Raw genomic sequence first — 23,408 nt, forward strand, 5'->3', positions numbered from 1 at the left:
ATTACTTAATAGCATTAACCTTTTGAATCATTTTAGCAGTTAAATCATATTTAGAGTCAAATGCAATTGCTGAATTTTTATTCAAAACCAAATCTAAACTGTTTTCTTGGCGCAATTGTTCAGCCGCTTGCTTTACACGTGTTTCAAAAGCAGTATTTGTACTTTGAATAGTGGATTGAACTTTGGTTTGAACGCCTTGTTGAATGGTTTGAAACTCATTCACTTTAGCTTGGTATTGTGCATTAATTTGCTGAACATTTGCACCCTGAGCTTGCGCTTTTTGCTTCAATGCTTCAATTTCTTTGGTGATTTGTTCAAGTTTTGTTGTTTGCGGCTTAATTGATTGCTCTAAACTCGCATTTTGTTGTTTTAAATATGTACTACTTTCAACAACTTTTTCAATATCAACTACACCATAACCTGCTGCATGTGTTAAACCTGTCAAACCCAAGCTTAAACCCAATAAAGCATAAGAGATTTTTTTCATATTATTTCCTTATAGACACTGTTAATACATAAAATTATGAGACACCTTGCATGAATGCTCCTATGGTTTCTATTTCCCTAAAATAGGGAAATAAAAACTATACGTAAGATGTCTATTAAAGTCATGCTTAGAAAGTACGACCAATTTCGAATTGAATATTCTTCGTTTCATCACCAGGTTTATCATTCAATGGGAATGCATAGCTCAATGATAATGGACCAATCATCGTAATCCATGTGAATCCAACACCTACGCTATAACGTAAATTACCAACATCGAATTCGTTATTATCTTGACAATACTTTTGAGCATCAACCGCTGTAGTAGATCCATTTAAATATAAATCGCCTTTTGCAATGTTACATTGGGTATCAAAAACCTGCGCACCTTCAGCAAAAATTACAGGTCGAATTTGACGCGCCCAATCCCCTTTAAATGGTACAGGTAACGCAAGTTCAGTACCAAATTGGATCAATGCATTACCACCCACTTCTTCTGGGTCATAATCTTGAGTATGACGCTCATTATAGGTTACACCTGGATATTTTGGTCCAAGCGTACTATTATCATAACCACGAACTGATCCATAACCACCCGCATAGAAGTTTTTATAGAATGGTAAGTCATTACCATAACCCAACTTACCATATCCACGTAATACAAAATCTTTACCGAGTGGAAGGAATGCTTGAGTATCAAAGGTTAATTTTTGATATTCCACATCACTGCCTGGTAATGCGATTTCCGCATTCAGACGATGTGACATCCCGCTAGTTGGGAAAATTGGACGATTTAGCGTATTATAAGACCAACCTAAACTTAAATTATAAGTTAGAAATTCGCCTTCAAATGCATTTCCATATTCGACTTCAGGTTTTGAACAAGGCTGATAGCCTGTAATATTACCTTTATCATCTGTAATTGGCACTAAATCCACTGGGCAATATTTTTCAGAACCAGTTTGCTTACCGCCATTCGCAAGTAAATAATCACGAACATAAGTAGAAACATAAGGTCCCGTTGTCACTTTGGTATTATCAATATTAATACCCGCACTGATGTTCTGATTTTCATCAATTGGATAACCAAAATTTAAACCACCACCCAAACTATCTGTGACATAGTTATTAACGTTATAGTCTTGGTTTAGCTTGGTTTTACGGTAATACATATTATAACCGCGACTCACTCCATCAATTGTGAAATAAGGATCGGTTACACTTAAATTATAATAATCTTGAGTTTCTGAACGTGACAAATCAATTGCAACACGATTACCTGTACCCAAGAAGTTGGTTTGACTTAAACCTGCTTGAAAAGTTACACCACCATTTTGCGAATAACCCACAGCCAAGGTACTAGTACCTGAGTGTTGTTCTTCAACATCAATATTTAAATCGACTTGATCTGGTGAGTTTGGTACACGTACTGGTTTTACATCAACTTTACTAAAAAAACCTGTCCGTTCTAAACGCACTTTAGATAAATCAATTTTTTCATTACTCGCCAATGCACCTTCCATCTGACGCATTTCACGACGTAACACTTCGTCTGCTGTTTTGGTATTTCCTGAAAAATTAATGCGGCGCACTGTTACTTGCTGACCTGGATTAATATAATAATTTAACCCAACCGTTTGGTTTTCATTATTAATTTCAGGTACAACATTTACTTCTGTAAAGTAATAACCTGCATTTCCATATTTACGCAATAATAACTGTTTAACAGCATTTACTTTTTCTTGTGAATAAGTATCACCGTCTTTATAAATTTGTAATGCTTTCAGCTCTTCTGGCTTATACAGTGCATCGCCTAAAAATTTAGTTTGACTAAATTTAAATTGTTCACCTTCACGTACCGCAACTTCAATAAATATATTTTTTTTATCTTCACTAATATTTAAATTAGAACTATTAATATCAAAATTAATATAGCCTTTATTTAAATATAGCGCACGCAAAGACTCTAAGCTCGCAGCCATCTTCTCACGTGCATAACGGTCATTACGTGTAACTACGGAAGCCCAACCACTTTCTTTAACTGCAAATACTTGCTTAATTTCATCTTCTTTAAATACAGTATTTCCAATGATATTAATATCAAAAACTTTAGCAGCTTTACCCTCATTAAAGTTGATATCTAGATCTACACGATTGTTAGGCCGTGCCACTGTTTCTACTTTTACAGTCGCATCATAGCGACCTTGTTGAGCATATTGTTGCTCCAATTCATTTTGTAAAATCTGAAGAGAAGATTTCTTTAAAACCTCACCTTCAGCCAAGCCCATTTTCTTTAAACCATCTTCAAGTGCTTCTTTAGGAATAAGCTTATTCCCTTTTAAGTTGATCTTTGAAATGACTGGTCGTTCAACAACTGTAAATACCAAAACATCATTTTCTTTTGACGCTTTAATATCATCAAATAAATTAGAGGCATACAAAGCACGTATTGCATCAGCAATAGCAGGATCATTCACACGACTTCCACTATTGATGGGCAACATCGTTAACACATTACTTTGTGTCAAACGAACTAAACCATCTACACGAATATCACGCGCAATAAATTCGTCTGCTGCATATACTTGTTGTACTGCTGCCATAGCACTAACGAGCGCCAATGGCATAAATAAATGTGAGTGCTGCATGCCTATTATTTTCCAGTAAGTTAATTGTGTTCCATCTATAACGTCTTATAAACGCATAAAATCATTAAATATTGCAAGAAGCATCATACTGCCCAGCAGTACCATACCAATTTTTAAACCAGCCAATTGTATTTGTTCAGAAACAGGCTTACCACGAATTGCTTCAATAATGTAATAAACCAAATGCCCACCATCCAACATTGGAATAGGGAGCAAGTTTAAAATTCCCAAGCTCACACTCATCAACGCCATGAATGAAATAAAGGTCTGCCACCCCATTTCAGCACTTTGCCCAGCAACTTTTGCAATGGTAATTGGACCAGACAAGTTATCCAAGCCAATTAAACCACGTACCATTTTCACCATAGAGTTTAAAATCATACCCGAAAGCTGACCTGTTTTCTCTACAGCCACAATAAAAGCTTCAGCAGGATTATATTGAATTGTTTGTTTATATTCAGCAGGAATCGAAACTTTAGCACTTTGCGCTTCAACCCCTAAAAGTCCAGTTACTTGCCCCATGTTATCGCGCTTACCTTGAGGCATCACTTGTAAATGGACAATTTGACCTTGGCGTAAGACATCAATAGCCAATAATTTCTCAGGTGATTTATGCACAATATCAACAACATCAAACCAGTCTTTCATTTGAACGTTGTTAATTGCAATAATTTTATCGCCTTCTTTCACTCCTTGACGTACGGCTGCACCATCAGGACTGAGTTTATAAACGACTGCTTGAATTTCAGGGCGGTAAGGTACAAAGCCCAATACATCAAACACAGACTGACTTTGATCCTTTAGAAAGGCTTGGATCGGGAGCTCGAATGTCTTCAACTGACCATTGCGATCAACTTGGACTTGAATTTGTCCAGTTTCACCCACTCGATCAACCAAAGCATAATTCAATTTTTCCCAAGTTTTGGTTTCAGTACCATCAATCGCAACAATTTTATCACCCGCTTGCATTTGTACTGTTGCCGCAGGCGTATTCGGTAAAACTTTACCAATACGTGTATTTAGTTGCTCTTGTGCTGGAAGGAATAAAATCCAAAATAACACTATTGCAAAAACTAGATTAATGATTGGTCCCGCAGCAACAATTGCAAAACGCTTCCAGACAGCTTGACGGTTAAAGGCATAAGGTAAATCCTCAGCACTAACATTGCCTTCGCGCTCATCCAACATTTTCACATAACCACCCAGCGGCAATGCTGAAAGTTGATATTGAATCCCAGATTTTTTAGAGGTCCATTTTAATAATGTTGGACCAAATCCAATGGAATACACTAGAACCTTAACACCAAGTTTGCGTGCAACCCAATAATGTCCAAACTCATGAATCGCAATGAGTGGACCCAGTAAAAAAATAGCTGCAACAATGATATAAAGAACATTCATAGGATCAACTTTCCAATTGCGTAATACGCTGTGAAGCAACTTGGCGTGCAAGTTGATCGGTCTGTAAAATCGAATCAATCGATTCTGCAACACCATTTTGAACGTGATTTAAAGTATGTTCAACCACTTGTGCAATATCTAAAAATGCGATTTGCTGTTTTAAAAATGCAGCGACGGCTATTTCATTTGCTGCATTTAAAATTGCGGGCGCCAAACCACCTATTTTCATGGCTTGACGTGCTAATTTTAATGCAGGAAAACGCACCAAATCAGGTTCTTGGAAATCCAAACGTGATTGTGTAAATAAATCCAGTGCAGGCACATGAGTTTGAATACGCTCAGGCCATGCTAAAGCATGCGCAATTGGCGTACACATATCAGGATTACCCATTTGAGCCAAAGTTGAACCATCCACATACTGAACCATAGAGTGAATAATACTTTGTGGATGAACGACGACTGTAACAAAATGTTCTTTAATTGAAAATAAATGACATGCTTCGATCAATTCTAAGCCTTTATTCATCAATGTTGCAGAATCTACCGAAATTTTTTGCCCCATCGACCAATTCGGATGCTTACATGCTTGTGCAGGTGTGACTGTTTTTAATTGTTCTAAACCAAAATTGAGAAATGGACCACCCGATGCTGTCAACAAAATCTGTTGAACGCCGAGTTGAGGTTCACCATTTCGAAGGATTTGTAGATAGTTTTGAGGCAAGCACTGAAAAATAGCATTGTGTTCGGAGTCAACTGGAAGTAAAAGTGCTTGATGATCTTTAGCAGCTTGCATCATGATGTCTCCCGACATCACTAATGCTTCTTTATTTGCCAATAGAACTCGTTTACCTGCTTTTACAGCTGCCAAAGTCGGCAACAAACCTGCAGCACCGACAATGGCAGCCATCACCACATCAACATCAGGATGTTCAGCAACAGTGATTAAGCCCGCTTCATCAGCTAAAATTTCAATATTATTGATTTTCTTTGCTTTTAGAAGTTGTTGTAATTCATCTACTTTTGCAGCAGGTACAACAACTACTTTTGGTCGATACTGTTTGCATATTTCACCCAGCTCTTGAATACGACTATATGCACTAACTGCATATACTGAATACTGCTCTGGATGTTGTTCTAAAATTTTTAAAGTACTTTGCCCAATAGAACCCGTAACACCTAATATACAAACAGATTGTGACATCTATAAATCTACACCAAAAAGTTTTAATACATACATACCCGCTGCAAAAATTGGAGCAGCAGCAAGTAGAGAGTCAATTCGGTCTAATACACCACCATGACCTGGTAGAATACGTCCCGAATCTTTAATTCCTGCGCGACGTTTGATCATTGATTCAAACAAGTCACCCAAGACCGAACTGAATACCGTCACAATAGACAGAATTAGAAACAGAATATGTTGTGTAAACGTTAAATTTAAATAAATAGACTGAACAGCAATAATCACAATCGCAACAGTGAATATCCCACCTGCCAAGCCTTCTATTGATTTATTTGGACTAACATGGGGCGCAAGTTTTCGCTTACCCAATTTACGCCCAACAAAGTAAGCACCACTATCTGCCCCCCAAACCAGAAGAAAAAGATACATCAACCACCATGGTGAACTTTTCCACACCACAAAAATAGCAGTTACAGCAGCACTAATGAGTACCAATCCAATAATTTTTAAAGCTGGATTATACCAACCATCATATTCTGGAAAGGATTTCACCCAATAAATACTAAACAACCAAGTTAAAATTGAAGCACTCCAAAGTAAAAGTGCTAAATCACTAAAATAAAGTGCTAAACCTGAAAGTAAGGCAGTGAGTAAGCCAAAGCCAGTAGCCTTAACTTTACTTACATGAGCGGAATCATGCGGCATGAGTTTAAACCACTCATAACCCGCTGCCCCAGCTGCGATAATCATTAACACAAGCATTGGGTATTGCGAAGTTGTAGCAAACATACAGCTTAGTACAACCGCAACTAAAACCAATGCGGTAATTATCCGCTCTAACATTATTCGTTCTCTGTATTCTCTTGTTGAATTTGCTCTGAAGTTTTACCAAAGCGTCGCTCACGACCAGAAAATACATTAAAAGCATGGTCGAGTTCTTGAATGGTAAATTCAGGCCACAACGTTTGGGTAAAGTACAATTCAGCATATGCCGTTTGCCAAAGTAAAAAATTGGACAAACGATAATCCCCACCCGTACGTATTAATAGATCCACAGGAGGCAAATCACCTAAGCTGACCTGCTTTCCAAATAAATCTACATCAATTTGATTCACATCAAGCCTTTGATCTTTCACCTGTTGCGCAAGTTGTTTGGCAGTTTGTGCAATATCCCACATACCACCATAACTTACCGCAATGGTCAAAGTCATATTACTGAACTTAGCAGTCCTTTGTTCAGCATGCAACATTAAATCTTGTAGCTCAATCGAAAGACGCTCACGATCTCCAATAAAACGTAATGAAATTTCAAAACGTTCCATTCGAGGAATTTGCTCACGAATTGTTTCTTCCAACAATTTCATCAACAAATCAACTTCGTACTGTGGGCGATTCCAGTTTTCACTTGAAAACGCAAATACAGTTAACGCCTGAATTCCGACTGTTCTGCAATGTTCAACGATAGGGTCAAGTATACTTTTCCCTTCTCGATGTCCATCACCTTTTGCTAGCTGTTTCTTTTTTGCAAAACGATTGTTGCCATCCATGATAATGGCAACATGTTGAGGAAGAAGATACTCTTCAGATGAAGTCATTGTAAATCTTAGACCTTCATCAATTCAGCTTCTTTTGCAGCAAGACGGCGATCAACTTCTGCAACGTTTTTATCTGTGATTTTTTGAATATCATCTGATGCACGGCGTTCATCATCTTCAGAAATATCTTTATCTTTAAGCAATGTTTTAAGATCACCTAAAACATCACGACGAATATTACGAATTGCAACTTTTGCATTTTCAGCTTCATTACGTGCAACTTTTTGCATGTCACGACGTGTTTCTTCTGTTAATGCAGGCATTGGCACACGAATTGAGTCAGATGTAATTGGGTTTAAGCCTAAACCCGCTTCACGAATTGCTTTATCAATTGTAGAAACCATTGTACGTTCAAATGGTTGCACAACCAATGTACGTGAGTCTTCAACACCAACATTCGCTACTTGGTTTAATGGTACATCTGAACCATAGTAAGGAACCATCACACCATTTAAAATAGATGGATGCGCACGGCCTGTACGAACTTTAGCAAAACCTTGTTCCAAAGACTCAAGGCTTTTTTGCATACGGTCTTCACTGTCTTTCTTAAGATCGTTAATCATTTGATCTTCCTTACTTATTCAAAGGTGTATAACTAAAATGGCAGTAGTATAGAGAGCTTTCAGGCTCACGTACATTAGTTTGTAACGTGAGTTCCTTCTTTTTCACCCATAACCACAGAAAGTAACGCACCCGATTTATTCATATCGAATACTTGTAATGGCACATTGTGATCACGGCACAAACAGATTGCTGTTAAATCCATCACACCGAGCTTCTCATCTAAAACTTGATCAAAAGTTAAATGATCATATTTTACAGCATCATCATATTTACTTGGGTCTTTGTTATAGACGCCATCAACTTTAGTTGCTTTTAAAATCAAATTCGATTCAATTTCAATACCACGTAGACATGCTGCTGTATCTGTAGTAAAAAATGGATTACCTGTACCTGCAACAAATACGCAAACCTCACCTTGTGAAAGATGACGAATTGCATCACGGCTTGAATAGGATTCAACTACAGTACCAATTGGTAAAGCTGACATTAAACGAGTTTTAATATTACGACGCACCAATGCATCACGTAATGCCAAACCATTCATAACCGTTGCCAACATACCCATTTGATCGCCTGTTACACGACCAACCAAACCATCTTTTTGCAATTGGCTACCACGGTATAAATTACCACCACCAACCACGATACCTACCTGTACGCCTAAACCAACCAAATGCGCAATAGATAAAGACATTTGATCAAGCACTTGCGCATCAATACCCATATCTTTATTTCCAGCAAGCGCCTCACCAGAAAGTTTCAACAAAATGCGTTCATAACGCGGCTTTTTAGAATCTAACATCGTCCAAAACTCCAATCTCTATAATTTTATTTGTATAACTACAGGCTTAAAATTAAATGCGTATTAATATTGACGACTTATACCGATTTAATACGAATCAATTTAGCATATAAGTCATATTCATCAGCATCTGTGATTTCCACTTCAAGTAGATCACCTGACTTGAGCAATGACTTATCAATATCTTCTACAAAAACGTTACCATCAATTTCAGGTGCATCCGCATAAGAGCGTGCAACTGCAACAGGAAATTCATCTTCAAAACCATCAACAAGCACTGTCATGGTTTGACCAATACGTTTTTGCAATTTTGCTGCAGAAATTTCTTGCTGAACTTCCATAAAACGTTCATAACGTTCTTGTTTAATTTCTTCAGGGACGTGGTCTGGTAAATCGTTTGCTGTCGCACCTTCGACTGGTGAGTAAGTAAAGCATCCCACTCGATCAAGCTGTGCTTCTTTCAACCAATCTAACAACATCACAAAGTCTTCTTCAGTTTCACCAGGGAAACCAACAACAAATGTAGATCGAATCACTAAATCTGGGCATTTTTCACGCCATAATTTTACGCGTTCAAGTGTATTTTCACTATGAGCTGGTCGCTTCATCAACTTTAAGATGCGCGGACTGGCATGCTGAAAAGGAATATCTAAATATGGCAGAATTTTACCTTGTGCCATTAGATCAATTACTGCATCCACATGTGGATATGGATAGACATAGTGCAAACGCACCCAAATTCCCAATTGACCTAGTGCTTCGCACATATCGTAAAACTTAGTTTTAACAGGCTGACCATTCCAAAAATCAAGTTTGTATTTGGTGTCTAAGCCATATGCTGAAGTATCTTGTGAAATCACCAAGACTTCTTTAACACCTGCATTTTTCAATGCTTGAGCTTCGGTCAACACTGAGCCTACAGGACGTGAAACTAAGTCACCGCGCATACTTGGAATAATACAGAATGTGCAACGATGGTTACAGCCTTCTGATATTTTTAAGTACGCATAATGTTTCGGAGTCAAACGAATACCCTGTTCTGGAACAAGGTCAATAAAAGGATTGTGTTTTGGTGGCGCAGGAACATATTCATGTACTGCTTCCATCACATCTTGATACGCCGCTGCACCTGTTACTTTTAAAACACTTGGATGCATTTGACGAATTTTATCTTCATCTTTGCCCAAACAGCCTGTCACAATCACACGACCGTTCGCACTGATGGCTTCGCCAATGGCGTCTAAAGACTCTTGTACTGCAGATTCAATAAAACCACAGGTATTTACAACAACTAAATCTGCACCTTCATAATCAGATGCAACATCATAACCTTCAGTCTTCAACTGAGTTAAAATTCGTTCGGAATCTACCAATGCCTTAGGACAACCTAAAGATACAAAACCGACTTTGGGGGACTTCATTGAATCTGCACTCCACTATATTCCGCGTATTGTATGACTTTTCTAAATATAAAAATAGTTGAAAACAGCACTCTTTGCATAACGCACCAAAATACAACCAATATTTTTACTAAATATTATTATCGCACCAATTTGGAACATTTTTATTGTATTGTAAATGCAAGGAGATTTCACATCGACTTGAAAAGATCAATTTCTGCACATTTTATAAATTAGCATCATAAATATGTGCAGAAGTGATGAGTTGGCGTGCATTTTGCTTTATATCAGAACATTGCTAGGACAGTTTCATCACGATTCTCCCCACAATGGGCATATATGAAAAGAGGTGCAGATATCATTGCGCTATTTTAATACAGGAATTCTGGGCTAATGGATCAACACCCTACAATTGATTACCGACTTTTAGTGGATAACTTAACCACAGCAATTTTATTGGTAGATAGCAACTTAAATATTTTTTATCTCAACTCTTCTTGCGAAACATTATTCGACATTAGTTTACTTCGTGCATCTGGTCAGCCTGTTATGAATATTCTACATGCACCCAATGATCAATTTAATACACATGAAGCTTTACTTAACACCTTAAAAAATGGACAAGCATATACACGTCGTGAAGCGACAATTAACGTCAATTTTAAAGACAAACATGTGGACTATAGTATTTCACAACTAAATACAGGCAAACCTTATCACCCCTTATTAATGATCGAGCTCAACCCTATCGATCGAATGTTAAAAATATCTAAAGAAGAAAATTTAATTCAACAACACCAAGTAACCCGTCAACTGATTCGTGGCGTTGCACATGAAATTAAAAATCCGCTTGGAGGAATTCGTGGCGCAACTCAACTTCTTGCACGAAGTCTAAATGATCCACAATATGCAGAATTTACTGACATTATTATTAGTGAAGTTGATCGTTTAAGAAATTTAGCAGATACCATGCTAGGTTCAAGACAATTACCGAGCTATGAATTTGTAAATATTCATGAACCTCTTGAACGTGTTCGTTCGCTTGTCATTAATCAAACCAAAAAGAAAATTAAAATTATTCGAGATTATGATTTGTCTCTACCTGAAATCAAGGCAGATCGTGATCAACTCATTCAAGTCATGCTCAACGTGAGCGTCAATGCTGTACAAGCGATGACTGAAAATAAAGCTTTTTTTGTAGACCATCAACCTGAACTGATTTTCCGCACCCGAATTCAACGTCTTGTCACTATTAATGGTGTATTAAACCGTTCTGCTGTTCGAGTTGACATTGAAGACAATGGGCCAGGTATTCCAGAAGAAATCTTAGAATCTGTATTTTATCCACTGGTGACAAGTCGTGCTCATGGTACGGGTCTGGGCTTAAGCATCGCACAAAATATCATGCATCAACATAACGGAATGATTGAATGTCAATCTATTCCTGGAAAAACAATATTTAGCTTATATTTACCTTGGGAGTCTAACCATGTCGCATAATAAAATCTGGGTCATAGATGATGATCGCGCAATGCGTTGGGTCTTGGAAAAAACCTTCAAAGAAGAAGGCTTTGATGTTACCAGTTTTGAAGAAGCGCAATCCGCTTTAGATCAGCTTCCGACCAATGCTCCCGATGTTATTTTAACTGACATTCGCATGCCTGGAATTGATGGGTTAACATTTCTAGGAAAAGTAAAAGCAAATTATCCTGATCTTCCCGTGATTATCATGACTGCACATTCCGATTTAGAATCTGCAGTATCAAGCTATCAAACAGGTGCTTTTGAATATCTACCTAAACCTTTTGATATTGATGAAGCTTTAGCCTTAGTCAATCGTGCCATTTTGCACATCAATAAATTACAGCAACAAGAATCTTCTAAATCTGTACTTCCGATTCAATCGACAGAAATCATTGGCGAATCTCCTGCAATGCAGGAAGTATTCCGTGCAATTGGTCGTTTATCTCAATCGCATATTACTGTTTTAATTAATGGCGAATCTGGTACAGGAAAAGAATTGGTTGCACATGCTTTGCATCGCCATTCACCACGCGGTAGCAAACCATTTATTGCATTAAATATGGCGGCAATTCCTAAAGACCTGATTGAAACAGAACTTTTCGGCCATGAAAAAGGTGCTTTTACAGGGGCAAATACACAACGCCAAGGTCGCTTTGAACAAGCCAATGGTGGCACCCTATTTTTAGATGAAATTGGTGATATGCCCTTTGAAACGCAAACACGCTTATTACGCGTTTTAGCGGATGGTGAATTTTATCGCGTTGGTGGACACATCCCTGTTCGCGTCGATGTACGTATTGTGGCTGCAACTCACCAAGATCTAGAAAAATTAGTACAAGATGCTCGTTTCCGTGAAGATTTATATCATCGTTTAAATGTCATTCGCATTCACATTCCAAAACTTGCAAATCGTTCTGAGGATATTCCGATGCTTGCTCAGCACTTTTTAGCACGTGCAGGCAAAGAGCTTGGCGTTAGCCCTAAAATACTCCGTGCTGAAACTCAGGAATATATGAAACAATTGCCATGGCAAGGTAACGTCCGTCAATTGGAAAATACATGTCGTTGGTTAACAGTCATGATCACAGGTCGTGAAGTTTATCCTGAAGACCTACCCTCAGAATTAAAACAACTTCCGATTCAAAAATCAGATGAAAATAACCCAAACAACTCAGGATTTGATCGCATCTCACTGCATCACTGGGATGAGTTATTAGGGCAATGGGTCATTCAAAAGCTTAAAAATGGTGAAATGAAAATTTTAGACATTGCCACACCCATGTTTGAACGGACATTAATCAATGCTGCCCTCCAACAAACACGTGGTCGTAAACGTCATGCTGCCGAATTACTCGGTTGGGGGCGTAATACACTTACGCGTAAGCTGAAAGAGCTCGGCATGGATACCGTTGAGGATGACGAAGAGGAAGAAAAAATTCCAGTCACCGAATAAGTATTGTTTCTAGCGAATAATCTGTTATTCATAGCTGATCTATCAAACCATAGAATAGAACAGAAATGATTAAAATATTCAGATTATTCGCTTTTTCTTTATTGAGTGCTTTACCTATATATAGTTATGCAACTGTTGGTGGCCCACAAAACATTGAAATTTTAGGCTATGAAGCGAATGAACAAAAATTATACTTATTACGCCACTATGAAGATGGTCGAGGTCGTTTACCACAACTGTATTATTATCAATTTAAAAATAACAAACATCCTGAAAAATCCATTGAAGTCAAATCACTGTATATCAATCCAAAAACCCAAAAAATTGATTATGATCAAAATGGTATACAGTTTGAAAAGGATTTAAATAAAATTAAGAAAAGACTCACACCTTTGACTGTACCCAATACGAAAACTGCAAAAATTCAGATTATTAAAAAAACAATTCAACATGTGCTTTCAAGTTATGATCCTCAAGAAAAAATTCCTCAATATACATTTTTATACCAAGTCGTAACATCTCACCAAAGTAGTTCACTACAAAAAGCAATTTCTTATAATCAAACCTTACAAATCAGTCAAAATTACATCATTCCAAAACAAAATATTAAAATTGTAGTGGTCAAATATTTGGGTATTCCATTTGAAATGGGTTATAGCATTGAAGATCCTGTTTTATTATTGCCGAAAAAATAAAAGCGATATCGTTTAATTTTAAAGAATGTCTTACTTAAAGTAGCCTTCTATTCAAATGAATAGTAAGAAATTACTTAGGCTATTTATATATCTTGTATATTATCCTTGAAATTGCTTAAAATCCCAACAAATACCTATTTGTTAAAACAATGCCATCAATCTATCAATTAAAACCTGCTTTTCAAAACCTATTACGACCTTTCGTTAAGCAACTTTATCAGTTGGGTATAACAGCAAATCAAATCACACTTTTAGCGATGTTTATTTCAGTTGCTCTAAGCCTATTCTTCTATACATATAATCTGAACCATTCACCTTCTTGGCTATTATTGCTGTTTCCTTTATGGATGCTGATCCGTATGGCATTCAATGCAATTGATGGCATGTTGGCACGAGAATTTAAACAACAATCGCAATTGGGTGCTTTTTATAATGAATTGTGTGATGTTATTTCAGATACTGCTTTATATTTAAGCTTTATAGCCTTTCCATTTATTCGACCAGAATTGGTTTTACTCATCACATTTTTGGCAATACTCAGTGAATACACAGGTGTCATGGCTCCTCTAATTGGGCAAGAACGCCGATATGATGGCCCCATGGGGAAAAGTGATCGTGCTTTTTGGTTCAGTCTGCTCGCCGTCATTATTGTGATTTATCCTCTATTTTCGAATCAACTACAAATCCTTAGTTATATCTGTAATACCTTATTCATATTCATCGGGCTATTGCTCATTCTGACCATTTATAATCGTATTAAAAATAGCATTCAAAATCATTCATAATTTTTGGGATCAACAAGATGCATAACAATAGCCAACATACCTTTCAAAGCCATGATGGAACTGAATTGTTTTATCAACATTGGAGCAGTATCGATTTATCAGAGCCTAAAAAAGCCATTATTTTGTTCCATCGTGGACATGAACATTCTGGTCGTATGGCACATTTGGTTGAAGAGCTCAATTTACCCGATTTTGATTTTTTTGCTTGGGATGCACGTGGACATGGACAATCCCCTGGTGAACGTGGGGATGCAACAAGCTTTTCAGCATGTGTGAAAGATATTCAATATTTCGTGAAGCATATTGAAGAACAATATAATATTCATGAACAAAATATTGCTGTAATTGGGCAAAGCGTGGGTGCTGTTTTATCAGCGACATGGGTGCATGATTATGCCCCTAAAATTCGTGCTTTATGTCTAGCATCTCCTGCTTTTGACATTAAATTATACGTCCCTTTTGCAGAACCTGGTTTACGTATCCTTAATAAGTTGAAAGGCAATTTTTTTATTCAAAGTTATGTCAAAGCAAAAATGCTGACACATGATGAAGAGCGCGCTCAAAGCTATGATACTGACCCACAAATAGCCAAAGCCATTTCAGTGCGTATGCTATTGGGTTTATATGATGCCTCTAAACGCATCGTTGATGATGCCCAGAATATTTATGTACCGACTCAAGTGTTATGTTCAGGTTCAGATTTTGTGGTACAGCAAAAACCTCAGCGTGAGTTTTACCAAAGGCTTCCTCATCCTAAAAAAGAATTTCATATTTTAGATGGTTTTTATCACGATACTTTAGGTGAAAAGAACCGTGATATTGCTCTTGAAAAAATCCGTCGCTTTATTCTGCAATGCTTTGCCATTGAATACCAAGCACCTGATGTACTCAATGCAGATAAAATTGGTCCAAGTTGTGCCGTAGCAGAAAGTTTAAGTTCAACATTGCCACAAAAATCGTTGAAAAAAATATTTTGGGATACCACTAAAAAGAATTTAAAAATCGGAAGTTATTTGTCTAAAGGTTTAAAAATTGGGGAAAATACGGGCTATGATTCAGGCAGTACTTTAGATTTTGTATATCGTAATCAATCAGAAAGTTCCAACCCAATCGGTAAAATTATCGATCGACAATATTTAAATGCAATTGGTTGGCGTGGGATTCGTGTTCGTAAAGAACATATTGAACACCTCATGCAGAAATACGCACAAGTCCTTGTGAAAAAACGTAAACCTTTACGTATTCTTGATATTGCTTCAGGTCATGGACGTTATATTTTAGATGCCGTAACGCAATTACCGAAACGTCCTGATTCAATTTTATTGCGTGATTATAGTGATATTAATGTCACCGCTGGTCAAAAAATGATTATAGAACGAGGCTTAGGTGACATTGCTGAATTTGTTCAGGCCGATGCGTTTGATACTCAATCTTTAGCCTCAGTTAAACCCAAACCAACACTGGCTGTGGTTTCAGGTTTATATGAGTTATTTAGTGATAATGATCTACTTCGTCAGTCACTTGATGGTTTAAGCAAAGCAGTAGCTAAAGATGGTTATTTAATTTACACAGGGCAAATTTGGCATCCTCAACAAGAGTTTATTGCTCGCGCACTCACTTCTCATCGTGAAGGTGATGCATGGGTAATGCGCCTACGCTCACAAGCTGAAATGGATGCATTGGTTGAAGCTGCTGGCTTTCAGAAAGTTGATCAATGTATTGATGAATTTGGCATATTTACCGTTTCTGTTGCTCAGAAGCTTTAATTAAATTGACATCTTTTAATCGTCTTTTTGCATAACCCGTCCACTCCTCCTTTGGTGATAAAATAAAGAGGCTGTGAATACTTATGCAAGAAGCTCGTACTAAGCTCTATCAATAGCAGTGCGATATTATCTTGGATGATTCATAAGCTTTGTATTTTGATATAAAACTAAAAGGCTTATTCAAGATGTCTATTCAGTTTATATTTTGATATCGTTATATAAATAGCTATAAAAATTTAAAAATCATAAGTAATGGAAGCCTATAAAGAATGACTGATTTAGCTAAAGAACAAGGAACATGGAAACGAGGGATTCTTTGCTTAGTCATTCTCGCGCCTTTCTTTTTTTTGACTTATGGTTTTGCCAATCAATATGCGTCAGGCTTACTCTCAGTACCAAGTATTGTTTTTAATTGGGAAAAACATATTCCACTTTGGCCGTGGACCATTGTTCCTTATTGGTCAATCGATTTATTTTATGGTTTGTCTTTATTACTTTGCTGGAATAAATTTGAATTAAGACAGCATGCGCTTAGGCTATTTACAGCACAAGTCATCGCAATATCCTGCTTTCTCCTTTTACCACTCAAATTTAGTTTTGAACGACCTGAATTACATGGCTTTTTTGGCGTATGGTTTGATATTTTAATGGGTTTTGATAAACCATTTAACCAAGCACCGTCTTTACACATTGTTTTATTAACCATTCTTTGGGATTTCTACCGTCGTCATGTTTCACCCTATTGGAAATGGTTAGTCGATTTTTGGTCATTTTTAATTGGACTTTCTGTACTTACCACGTGGCAACATCATTTCATTGATATTCCAACAGGACTACTAACAGGTGCATTTTGTCTGTGGTTATTTCCCATTACAACAAAATCTCCATTTAAAAAAGATGGCTTACAGGCACTTACTCCAAAACATTTAAAATTAGGTTCATACTATTTAATCGGTGCAATTCTTTTCACAATTCCCGCTTTTGTCTTTAGAAGTTGGGCTTTATGGCTACTTTATCCTGCAATTAGCCTTTTATTGGTTGCATTGGCATATTTCTTCGTACGCCCACATTTCTTTCAAAAACAAAACAATGGCAAAATGACAATTGCCAGTCTCATATTGTTTGCCCCTTATATGATTTTTGCATGGTCCAATAGTCGTATTTGGACAAAAAAACATCCTAAAGATTCAAAAATAATCAGTGTTGAAAATATGACTATTTTTCTAGGTCGTATTCCTAATCAAAAACATACTCAAAACTTTCAAGCATTATTTGATTGTTGTGCTGAAATACCTGTTCATTTTTCTCAAACGCAATTTTTTCAAACTCAATATCAACAATATTTAAGTTTAGATTTAATTCCATTACAAGCCAATCAACTTAAACAAGCAGTTCATCAATTTGAATTGTTATACAATCAAATAAAAACAGATCCATCTGAACAAAATATATTAATTTTCTGTGCCTTAGGATATTCACGTAGTAGTGCTATTTTATGTGCATGGTTGATTAAACAAGGGCATGTCAACTCAGTTCAAGAGGCTGTTTTACTGATTCAGCAAGCACGACCATGGATTGTATTAAAACAACCACAGCTGAAAGAATTAAACCTGTTTCAACTTAAACTGAAAGGATTAGCACCATGAATATGAAATTCTTTGTGCTCTCCAGATTACTTTCATCGACCACAACTTTATTGGCTTCAGGCTATGTCGCATTTGCACTCAGTATTATCAGCATTCAATTAAAAGCATGGCAATCACTGACATTCTGGATTTTGATCTGTCTGGTCTTCATTCTATGTGCAATTCATCATTATATTTCTATACGTGTTAAATTCGATGCAGATATACTGAGTACGTTGGCTCAACAATCCAAACAACAAAATGAAAATGATTTGACACAAGCTTTGGATCATTCACTGCTTTATTTTAAACTTATGCCACAAAACAAAGCTGGACGAGATTGGGATTTACGTTTTCAAGGTTGCTTAAAATTATTTAAAATTCAAATGACATTCGTCGTCATGCAATATATTGTTTTAATCACGTTAATTTTTAAATTATTAGCACAATAATAAATTTGGTTTATACAATGAAGCAAAATTCAGCACAGCAAAATAAACCACTCGATCCTCGACAAAATCAAGGGAATATTGCGAGCAATACATTGGCTCGTTTTATTGCTTTTTTGATCCGTCGCGGAGCACGTCTACTTACAGGTGCACGTAGTTTATGGGTCGGTTGTGAGCCTGAATTAAAGCAACGCATTTATTTTGCCAACCATAATAGTCATATCGACTTTATTTTATTGTGGTCATCTTTACCTAAATCGATTCGCAGGCAAACGCGCCCTATCGCTGCTTCAGATTATTGGATGAAAGATGGGTTTAAAAGATTCCTTATTCAAGATACATTTTCAGGTGTAACGATTCAGCGTAATCGTGAGGATAATCAAGATCCCTTACAACCTGTTATTGATGTTTTAGCTGAAGGATATTCCATTATATTTTTTCCTGAAGGAACACGTAATTTAAATGATGATATTGAATTATTAAAATTTAAAAGTGGTTTATATAATTTACATAAACAATTCCCTGATATTGAAATTGTTCCTGTATGGATTTCAAATTTAAGGCGGGTTATGCCCAAAGGTGCTTTTGTTCCCTTACCTTTACTTTCTACTGTTATTTTTGGATGTCCACTAGATCAACATTTAGAAATGGATAAAGTAGAATTTCTAGAATATGCACAACAACAATTACTGAAATTAAAAGAGGTCGAATATCAATGATGTTCAATAACTTACAACAGACCTATCTTTTATTTGGTATTTTTACTGCAATTTTAATTTTTGCATCTACTGTTGGCTTTATTCTCAAACAGCGCACTGGACAAACAACATCACCTGTTATTGATAATTTAAATGCACGAATTAATGCATGGTGGGTCATGCTCATTGTCATTGGTGCAGCGATATTATTAGGTCAAACTGCTTTTATTATTTTATTTGGAATTATTTCTCTTTTCGCATTACGTGAGTTTATTAGTTTATTACCCACACGACGCGGTGATTATTTCCCACTTTTAATTGCATTCTATTTTGTGATTCCTTATCAATATTATTTAATCTATACAGATTGGTATGGTTTATATTCTATTTTTATTCCGCTTTATGTTTTTTTACTTATTCCTATTGCCAGTTTAAAACAAGAAGATACCACTCATTTTCTAGAGCGTAGTTCAAAAATTCAATGGGGATTGATGATTAGTGTATTCTGTATTTCTCATGTGCCTGCACTTTTAAATTTGAAATTGAATGGTTTTCATGGAGAACCGATTTGGTTAGCAATTTGGCTCATTATGGTTGTACAAGCTTCTGATGTTTTGCAATATGTCTGCGGAAAACTATTTGGAAAGCACAAAGTTGCGCCTCTGCTTTCACCATCAAAAACGGTTGAAGGTTTACTTGGTGGGATTATTTTAGCCACAGCTTTAGGTGTAGCAATGTCATGGTTAACACCATTTACTTACTTTGAAGCTGCATTTATTGGTTTAGTCGTTTGTATTTTCGGTTTCTTCGGTGGATTGGTGATGTCAGCGATTAAGCGTGATCGTGGTGTTAAAGACTGGGGGCAACTCATTCATGGTCATGGTGGCATGCTCGACCGAATTGATTCTATTTGCTTTTCTGCACCTATTTTCTTTCATATTTTAAGATATTGGTGGAGTTAAATAGCTATTGTTTTACTCAAAATGATGAATAAAAAGTTACTTGAAATATAAATTTCATTTACGTTTAAATTTAAATCGGCTATGATTTATGCATAAAAATAAATAAAATAATAAATTCAAAAACTATATTTCTTGCTTTCATTGTCTGTTTATTACGACTCTGTAGCAATGCACCCAGTTGTAATAATGATGATGTCATTGAGCTTACAAAAAAACTTTATACATATAATGCTCATCATAAAATTCGTAATAAAATGGAACAGATGTATCACCAGTTTGAAACTCAATCGGCACAAGTAGAAATTTTAAATCAATCTATCAATAAAATTGAAATCACAGACATTGGAAGAATTCGTTTTATAAAATTAAAAAAAATACTTAGTTTTACCAATTGTGACTCAGAAGAATATGCTCAATATGATCATGCTGGCTACATCTGTACAGCAATCATAAATGAAAAAATCAGTATAAATTCAATTAAATATGCTCAAACACATCAAAAATATAATTTAAAAAGCATCATCAAAAATAATCAAATTTCAATTCCTATCATTTATACTATTAGTTATAACGAAAATAATGATGATGAAAATATTGGCTACACTGTTCATATTTCAGAAAAAAATCTAAATGATTATATATATAAACATACTGCTTAAACCAAGTGGTCCACAATATGTAAATGCACAAATAGAATTTTCAAAGGATATATTCTAAATTAGATTACAAATCTATTATATTTTATAAACTTACAACACATTGATTGCTTTGTAATAATTATTTATGATTAAAATAATCAGGACTCTAATTTTACGGCTTTATTTTGAATCACCATAAATTAAAAATACTCTCAATATTATCTTTAACTTTTATTATCTCTGCTTGTTCCTCCTTAGGTGGCGGTTCAGTACAAAAGCGAGCTGCGAAATTATCTTCAGGTATTCAAAAAGCCTATTCCGTCTCACCTGATACAGCAAATCGTGTTTCACCCATGATTGTACAAAGTGCCGATAAATATGCTGTAGATCCCCTACTCATTGCAGCAACAATTCGCCAAGAATCGAGTTATCGTAGTACAGTCACTTCATCTGCTGGTGCAGTCGGTCTCACTCAGGTCATTCCACGCTATTGGCAACAAAGTTGCCCTGGTGATTTATTTGATGAAAATATCAATATTAATTGTGGAAGCTATGTTCTAGCAAAATACAATCAATCTGCTGGTAGTTGGAAAAAAGCATTGGCTTATTATAATGTTGGGCCAACCAATTATGAAACAAATAGAAAAATGAAAAAACAAGGAAAGAAATATGCAAAACAAGTTAAGGCACATGAAAAAGCATTAAAAAGTGCGCTTTAAAAGACGATAAAAATTGAATAATCAATTTTATTTCGCAAATCTAATAGCTTATAGAAAAATAAAAAACCTTGATTAATCAAGGTTTTTTATCCAAAAGTAATCATCACTTTAAATTAACTTGTTTGTACTACTGTTGTTTTCACTTTAGCTGTACTTTTAGCAGGCTCAACACGAATTAAAGAAAGTGCAAATGCTGCGATCAGTAAAGGAATTGCTACAGCAATGAAATTCCATTTATGTGGAAGCTCCATGCCTAAAATCATACCAATAACAATTGGTCCAACAATTGCACCAATACGACCTACGGCTGATGCCCAACCAATCCCTGTCGAACGCACAGCTACTGGATAATATTGCGCAACATAACTATAAAGTAAGATACTACCGCCAATTGCAGAAGCACCAGCAAAGGCAACTAAAATATATAAAACAAACGGAGGTGAATTAAAGCCTAAACCAAATAAAGCAGTTGCTCCCATCAGTGCCATACTAATCAGTACAGGTTTTAAATGAAATCTATCTGCCAATATTCCACCACTAATTGTTCCAATCACAGCACCAATATTCAATGAAAGTAAGAACAATAAACTGCTACCTAAAGAGTAGCCTGCAGCCATCATCAATTTTGGTAACCAACTACCCAATGCGTAAAGTACCAATAGACAATTAAAGAATATTAACCAAAATAAGAAAGTGCCTACAGCACGTTTTTCTGTAAATAATGCTTTTACTGAAGAGCTTTGCGTTTGATCTGTTTCAGCTAAAACCAACTTTACGTCTTGAGATAAAGCTGTAGAAGGCTCGATTTTTTCTAAAAATTTTCGAGCTTGCTCATGTTTATTTTCTTTAACTAAAAATGTTAATGACTCAGGTAAATACTTCCAGAATAAAGGCGTGAATAATAATGGAATACCAGCAATATAAAACATTATTTCCCAACCGTAAGATGATGCAAACCATGTACCGCATAATGCAGCCATAATTCCACCCACTGCATAGCCACTAAACATTGTGGTCACTAAGGTGCTTCTTAAACGTTGAGGAGCATACTCATTGGTTAATGAAACTAAATTTGGTAATACACCACCAATGCCTAAGCCTGCAATGAAACGTAAAATACCAAACTCTATTGGATTGGAAGAAAAGCCACCTAAGAACGTAAATCCACTAAATAATGTGACACAAATTAAAACAACTTTTTTACGACCAATTTTATCTGCCAACATGCCAAAGAACATTGCGCCAAACATCATGCCTGCAAGTGCTGTACTAGCGAGCATCCCTGCTTGTACTGCTGTCATTCCCCATTCTTTCATCAGCAAGGGTAAAACCACACCATTAATGGCTAAATCATAACCATCAAATAGAACAATGAATAAGCACCAAAGGACTAATTTAGTATGAAACGGCTTAAACTTTGCATTATCAATTACCGTATTAACATTTATTGTCGTCATTGACATTTTTCTCACCTCCAATTGTGAGATTATATTTTCAACTAAAATGAATCTTAATTCATTTTTTGTCTACAACCTTTAAAGTATATAATTATACAAATAAGGTATTTTTGTACTTATTTGGAGTAAAATGTCAGCTAATTTTGAGTAATTTATCAATAAATATTTATTTTTAACAGAAAAACTCAATCAATATTTTGCATATTCATGAAATATCAAGGAGTTAAAAATGACTATTCTTAAACTAGACTAAAGATAACTTGCACTGAAAAATGTAATGTATTATTCAACTTTTTATATTATATTTATGATTGTAATTTTTTAGAGATATATTTTTAGTTTTTTCTTCTATTTTCAGTTTTCAATCTTATCGTTTCATTTTTATTTTTATACATAAAAAAACACCCCCTTCATAAGAAGGGGGTGTTTTTAGGAATAATGAGCTGGCGATGACTTACTCTCACATGGGTAACCCCACACTACCATCAGCGCGAAGAGGTTTCACTTCTGAGTTCGGGAAGGGATCAGGTGGTTCACTCTTGCTATTGTCGCCAGCAC

21 protein-coding genes and 1 rRNA gene are annotated in these 23,408 nt (G+C 35.9%); 11 read left to right on the forward strand and 11 right to left on the reverse strand.

Going from position 1 to position 23,408, the window contains the following annotated elements:
• Nucleotide 1: 1 nt before the first annotated feature.
• From B9T35_RS12410 to rimO, 9 genes are all read right to left on the reverse strand, one after another.
• Nucleotides 2-487 (reverse strand): OmpH family outer membrane protein, encoded by a 486-nt coding sequence (locus B9T35_RS12410; protein ID WP_086191418.1) that lies wholly within the window; start codon nucleotides 485-487, stop codon nucleotides 2-4.
• 127 nt (nucleotides 488-614) lie between these two features.
• Nucleotides 615-3,134 carry an outer membrane protein assembly factor BamA gene (gene bamA, locus B9T35_RS12415; RefSeq protein ID WP_086191419.1) on the reverse strand — a complete coding sequence of 840 codons (2,520 nt, stop codon included), beginning with the start codon at nucleotides 3,132-3,134 and terminating at the stop codon, nucleotides 615-617.
• A gap of 45 nt (nucleotides 3,135-3,179) precedes the next feature.
• Entirely contained in the window at nucleotides 3,180-4,535 is a 1,356-nt protein-coding gene (gene rseP, locus B9T35_RS12420) for an RIP metalloprotease RseP (RefSeq protein WP_086191420.1), read from the reverse strand.
• A 4-nt stretch (nucleotides 4,536-4,539) separates the two neighbouring features.
• Nucleotides 4,540-5,736 carry a 1-deoxy-D-xylulose-5-phosphate reductoisomerase gene (gene ispC, locus B9T35_RS12425; protein WP_086191421.1) on the reverse strand — a complete coding sequence of 399 codons (1,197 nt, stop codon included), beginning with the start codon at nucleotides 5,734-5,736 and terminating at the stop codon, nucleotides 4,540-4,542.
• Nucleotides 5,737-6,561, reverse strand: a complete 825-nt coding sequence (locus B9T35_RS12430; protein ID WP_086191422.1) for a phosphatidate cytidylyltransferase — start codon at nucleotides 6,559-6,561, stop codon at nucleotides 5,737-5,739. It lies immediately after the preceding gene.
• Nucleotides 6,561-7,313, reverse strand: a complete 753-nt coding sequence (uppS, locus tag B9T35_RS12435; protein ID WP_086191423.1) for a polyprenyl diphosphate synthase — start codon at nucleotides 7,311-7,313, stop codon at nucleotides 6,561-6,563. The genes B9T35_RS12430 and uppS overlap by 1 nt, the downstream gene beginning before the upstream one ends.
• A gap of 8 nt (nucleotides 7,314-7,321) precedes the next feature.
• Complete coding sequence (gene frr, locus B9T35_RS12440; RefSeq protein ID WP_086191424.1) at nucleotides 7,322-7,876, reverse strand: ribosome recycling factor; 555 nt, start codon at nucleotides 7,874-7,876, stop codon at nucleotides 7,322-7,324.
• A 74-nt stretch (nucleotides 7,877-7,950) separates the two neighbouring features.
• Nucleotides 7,951-8,679: a UMP kinase gene (gene pyrH / locus B9T35_RS12445; protein WP_086191425.1), complete on the reverse strand. Its 729-nt coding sequence runs from the start codon at nucleotides 8,677-8,679 to the stop codon at nucleotides 7,951-7,953.
• Between the two features lie 77 nt (nucleotides 8,680-8,756).
• On the reverse strand, nucleotides 8,757-10,100 hold the full coding sequence (gene rimO / locus B9T35_RS12450; RefSeq protein WP_086191426.1) for a 30S ribosomal protein S12 methylthiotransferase RimO: 1,344 nt from the start codon (nucleotides 10,098-10,100) through the stop codon (nucleotides 8,757-8,759).
• A 372-nt stretch (nucleotides 10,101-10,472) separates the two neighbouring features.
• Between rimO and glnL the strand changes: the two genes are divergently transcribed.
• From glnL to B9T35_RS12505, 11 genes are all read left to right on the forward strand, one after another.
• Nucleotides 10,473-11,579: a nitrogen regulation protein NR(II) gene (gene glnL / locus B9T35_RS12455; protein WP_086191427.1), complete on the forward strand. Its 1,107-nt coding sequence runs from the start codon at nucleotides 10,473-10,475 to the stop codon at nucleotides 11,577-11,579.
• On the forward strand, nucleotides 11,569-13,056 hold the full coding sequence (gene glnG / locus B9T35_RS12460; RefSeq protein ID WP_086191428.1) for a nitrogen regulation protein NR(I): 1,488 nt from the start codon (nucleotides 11,569-11,571) through the stop codon (nucleotides 13,054-13,056). Before glnL ends, glnG begins: the two co-directional genes overlap by 11 nt.
• Nucleotides 13,057-13,124: 68 nt before the next feature.
• On the forward strand, nucleotides 13,125-13,751 hold the full coding sequence (locus tag B9T35_RS12465) for a hypothetical protein (protein WP_416202442.1): 627 nt from the start codon (nucleotides 13,125-13,127) through the stop codon (nucleotides 13,749-13,751).
• A gap of 149 nt (nucleotides 13,752-13,900) precedes the next feature.
• Nucleotides 13,901-14,536 (forward strand): CDP-alcohol phosphatidyltransferase family protein, encoded by a 636-nt coding sequence (locus B9T35_RS12470; RefSeq protein ID WP_086191430.1) that lies wholly within the window; start codon nucleotides 13,901-13,903, stop codon nucleotides 14,534-14,536.
• Between the two features lie 17 nt (nucleotides 14,537-14,553).
• Nucleotides 14,554-16,302, forward strand: a complete 1,749-nt coding sequence (locus tag B9T35_RS12475) for a bifunctional alpha/beta hydrolase/class I SAM-dependent methyltransferase (RefSeq protein ID WP_086191431.1) — start codon at nucleotides 14,554-14,556, stop codon at nucleotides 16,300-16,302.
• 269 nt (nucleotides 16,303-16,571) lie between these two features.
• Nucleotides 16,572-17,948, forward strand: a complete 1,377-nt coding sequence (locus B9T35_RS12480) for a phosphatase PAP2/dual specificity phosphatase family protein (RefSeq protein WP_086191432.1) — start codon at nucleotides 16,572-16,574, stop codon at nucleotides 17,946-17,948.
• Entirely contained in the window at nucleotides 17,945-18,379 is a 435-nt protein-coding gene (locus B9T35_RS12485) for a hypothetical protein (protein ID WP_086191433.1), read from the forward strand. Before B9T35_RS12480 ends, B9T35_RS12485 begins: the two co-directional genes overlap by 4 nt.
• 17 nt (nucleotides 18,380-18,396) lie before the next feature.
• Nucleotides 18,397-19,095, forward strand: a complete 699-nt coding sequence (locus B9T35_RS12490) for a lysophospholipid acyltransferase family protein (protein ID WP_086191434.1) — start codon at nucleotides 18,397-18,399, stop codon at nucleotides 19,093-19,095.
• Nucleotides 19,092-20,036, forward strand: coding sequence for a phosphatidate cytidylyltransferase (locus tag B9T35_RS12495; protein WP_086191435.1), 945 nt, complete (start codon nucleotides 19,092-19,094; stop codon nucleotides 20,034-20,036). The genes B9T35_RS12490 and B9T35_RS12495 overlap by 4 nt, the downstream gene beginning before the upstream one ends.
• Nucleotides 20,037-20,290: 254 nt before the next feature.
• A complete protein-coding gene (locus tag B9T35_RS12500; RefSeq protein WP_139842028.1) occupies nucleotides 20,291-20,695 on the forward strand; it encodes a hypothetical protein in 405 nt (134 codons plus the stop codon).
• A gap of 164 nt (nucleotides 20,696-20,859) precedes the next feature.
• Nucleotides 20,860-21,393, forward strand: coding sequence for a lytic transglycosylase domain-containing protein (locus B9T35_RS12505; RefSeq protein WP_086191437.1), 534 nt, complete (start codon nucleotides 20,860-20,862; stop codon nucleotides 21,391-21,393).
• Between the two features lie 113 nt (nucleotides 21,394-21,506).
• On the opposite strand, the gene B9T35_RS12510 is transcribed toward B9T35_RS12505, so the two are convergent.
• Nucleotides 21,507-22,856, reverse strand: a complete 1,350-nt coding sequence (locus tag B9T35_RS12510) for an MFS transporter (protein WP_086191438.1) — start codon at nucleotides 22,854-22,856, stop codon at nucleotides 21,507-21,509.
• 435 nt (nucleotides 22,857-23,291) lie between these two features.
• A 5S ribosomal RNA gene (gene rrf, locus B9T35_RS12515) occupies nucleotides 23,292-23,406 on the reverse strand.
• Between the last annotated feature and the right edge of the window lie 2 nt (nucleotides 23,407-23,408).

The organism is Acinetobacter sp. ANC 3832 (genome assembly GCF_002135415.1).
In the GTDB taxonomy this organism is placed as follows: Bacteria; Pseudomonadota; Gammaproteobacteria; order Pseudomonadales; family Moraxellaceae; genus Acinetobacter.

Bases quoted from the DNA above. Each gene is read 5' to 3' on its own strand.
- frr (WP_086191424.1), bottom strand. From the start codon at position 7,876: ATGATTAACGATCTTAAGAAAGACAGTGAAGACCGTATGCAAAAAAGC.
- B9T35_RS12430 (WP_086191422.1), bottom strand. From the start codon at position 6,561: ATGTTAGAGCGGATAATTACCGCATTGGTTTTAGTTGCGGTTGTACTA.
- B9T35_RS12495 (WP_086191435.1), top strand. From the start codon at position 19,092: ATGATGTTCAATAACTTACAACAGACCTATCTTTTATTTGGTATTTTT.
- B9T35_RS12490 (WP_086191434.1), top strand. From the start codon at position 18,397: ATGAAGCAAAATTCAGCACAGCAAAATAAACCACTCGATCCTCGACAA.
- glnG (WP_086191428.1), top strand. From the start codon at position 11,569: ATGTCGCATAATAAAATCTGGGTCATAGATGATGATCGCGCAATGCGT.
- B9T35_RS12470 (WP_086191430.1), top strand. From the start codon at position 13,901: ATGCCATCAATCTATCAATTAAAACCTGCTTTTCAAAACCTATTACGA.
- B9T35_RS12485 (WP_086191433.1), top strand. From the start codon at position 17,945: ATGAATATGAAATTCTTTGTGCTCTCCAGATTACTTTCATCGACCACA.
- glnL (WP_086191427.1), top strand. From the start codon at position 10,473: ATGGATCAACACCCTACAATTGATTACCGACTTTTAGTGGATAACTTA.
- bamA (WP_086191419.1), bottom strand. From the start codon at position 3,134: ATGCAGCACTCACATTTATTTATGCCATTGGCGCTCGTTAGTGCTATG.
- rimO (WP_086191426.1), bottom strand. From the start codon at position 10,100: ATGAAGTCCCCCAAAGTCGGTTTTGTATCTTTAGGTTGTCCTAAGGCA.
- rseP (WP_086191420.1), bottom strand. From the start codon at position 4,535: ATGAATGTTCTTTATATCATTGTTGCAGCTATTTTTTTACTGGGTCCA.
- B9T35_RS12475 (WP_086191431.1), top strand. From the start codon at position 14,554: ATGCATAACAATAGCCAACATACCTTTCAAAGCCATGATGGAACTGAA.
- B9T35_RS12410 (WP_086191418.1), bottom strand. From the start codon at position 487: ATGAAAAAAATCTCTTATGCTTTATTGGGTTTAAGCTTGGGTTTGACA.
- B9T35_RS12500 (WP_139842028.1), top strand. From the start codon at position 20,291: ATGGAACAGATGTATCACCAGTTTGAAACTCAATCGGCACAAGTAGAA.
- uppS (WP_086191423.1), bottom strand. From the start codon at position 7,313: ATGACTTCATCTGAAGAGTATCTTCTTCCTCAACATGTTGCCATTATC.
- B9T35_RS12480 (WP_086191432.1), top strand. From the start codon at position 16,572: ATGACTGATTTAGCTAAAGAACAAGGAACATGGAAACGAGGGATTCTT.
- pyrH (WP_086191425.1), bottom strand. From the start codon at position 8,679: ATGTTAGATTCTAAAAAGCCGCGTTATGAACGCATTTTGTTGAAACTT.
- ispC (WP_086191421.1), bottom strand. From the start codon at position 5,736: ATGTCACAATCTGTTTGTATATTAGGTGTTACGGGTTCTATTGGGCAA.
- B9T35_RS12510 (WP_086191438.1), bottom strand. From the start codon at position 22,856: ATGTCAATGACGACAATAAATGTTAATACGGTAATTGATAATGCAAAG.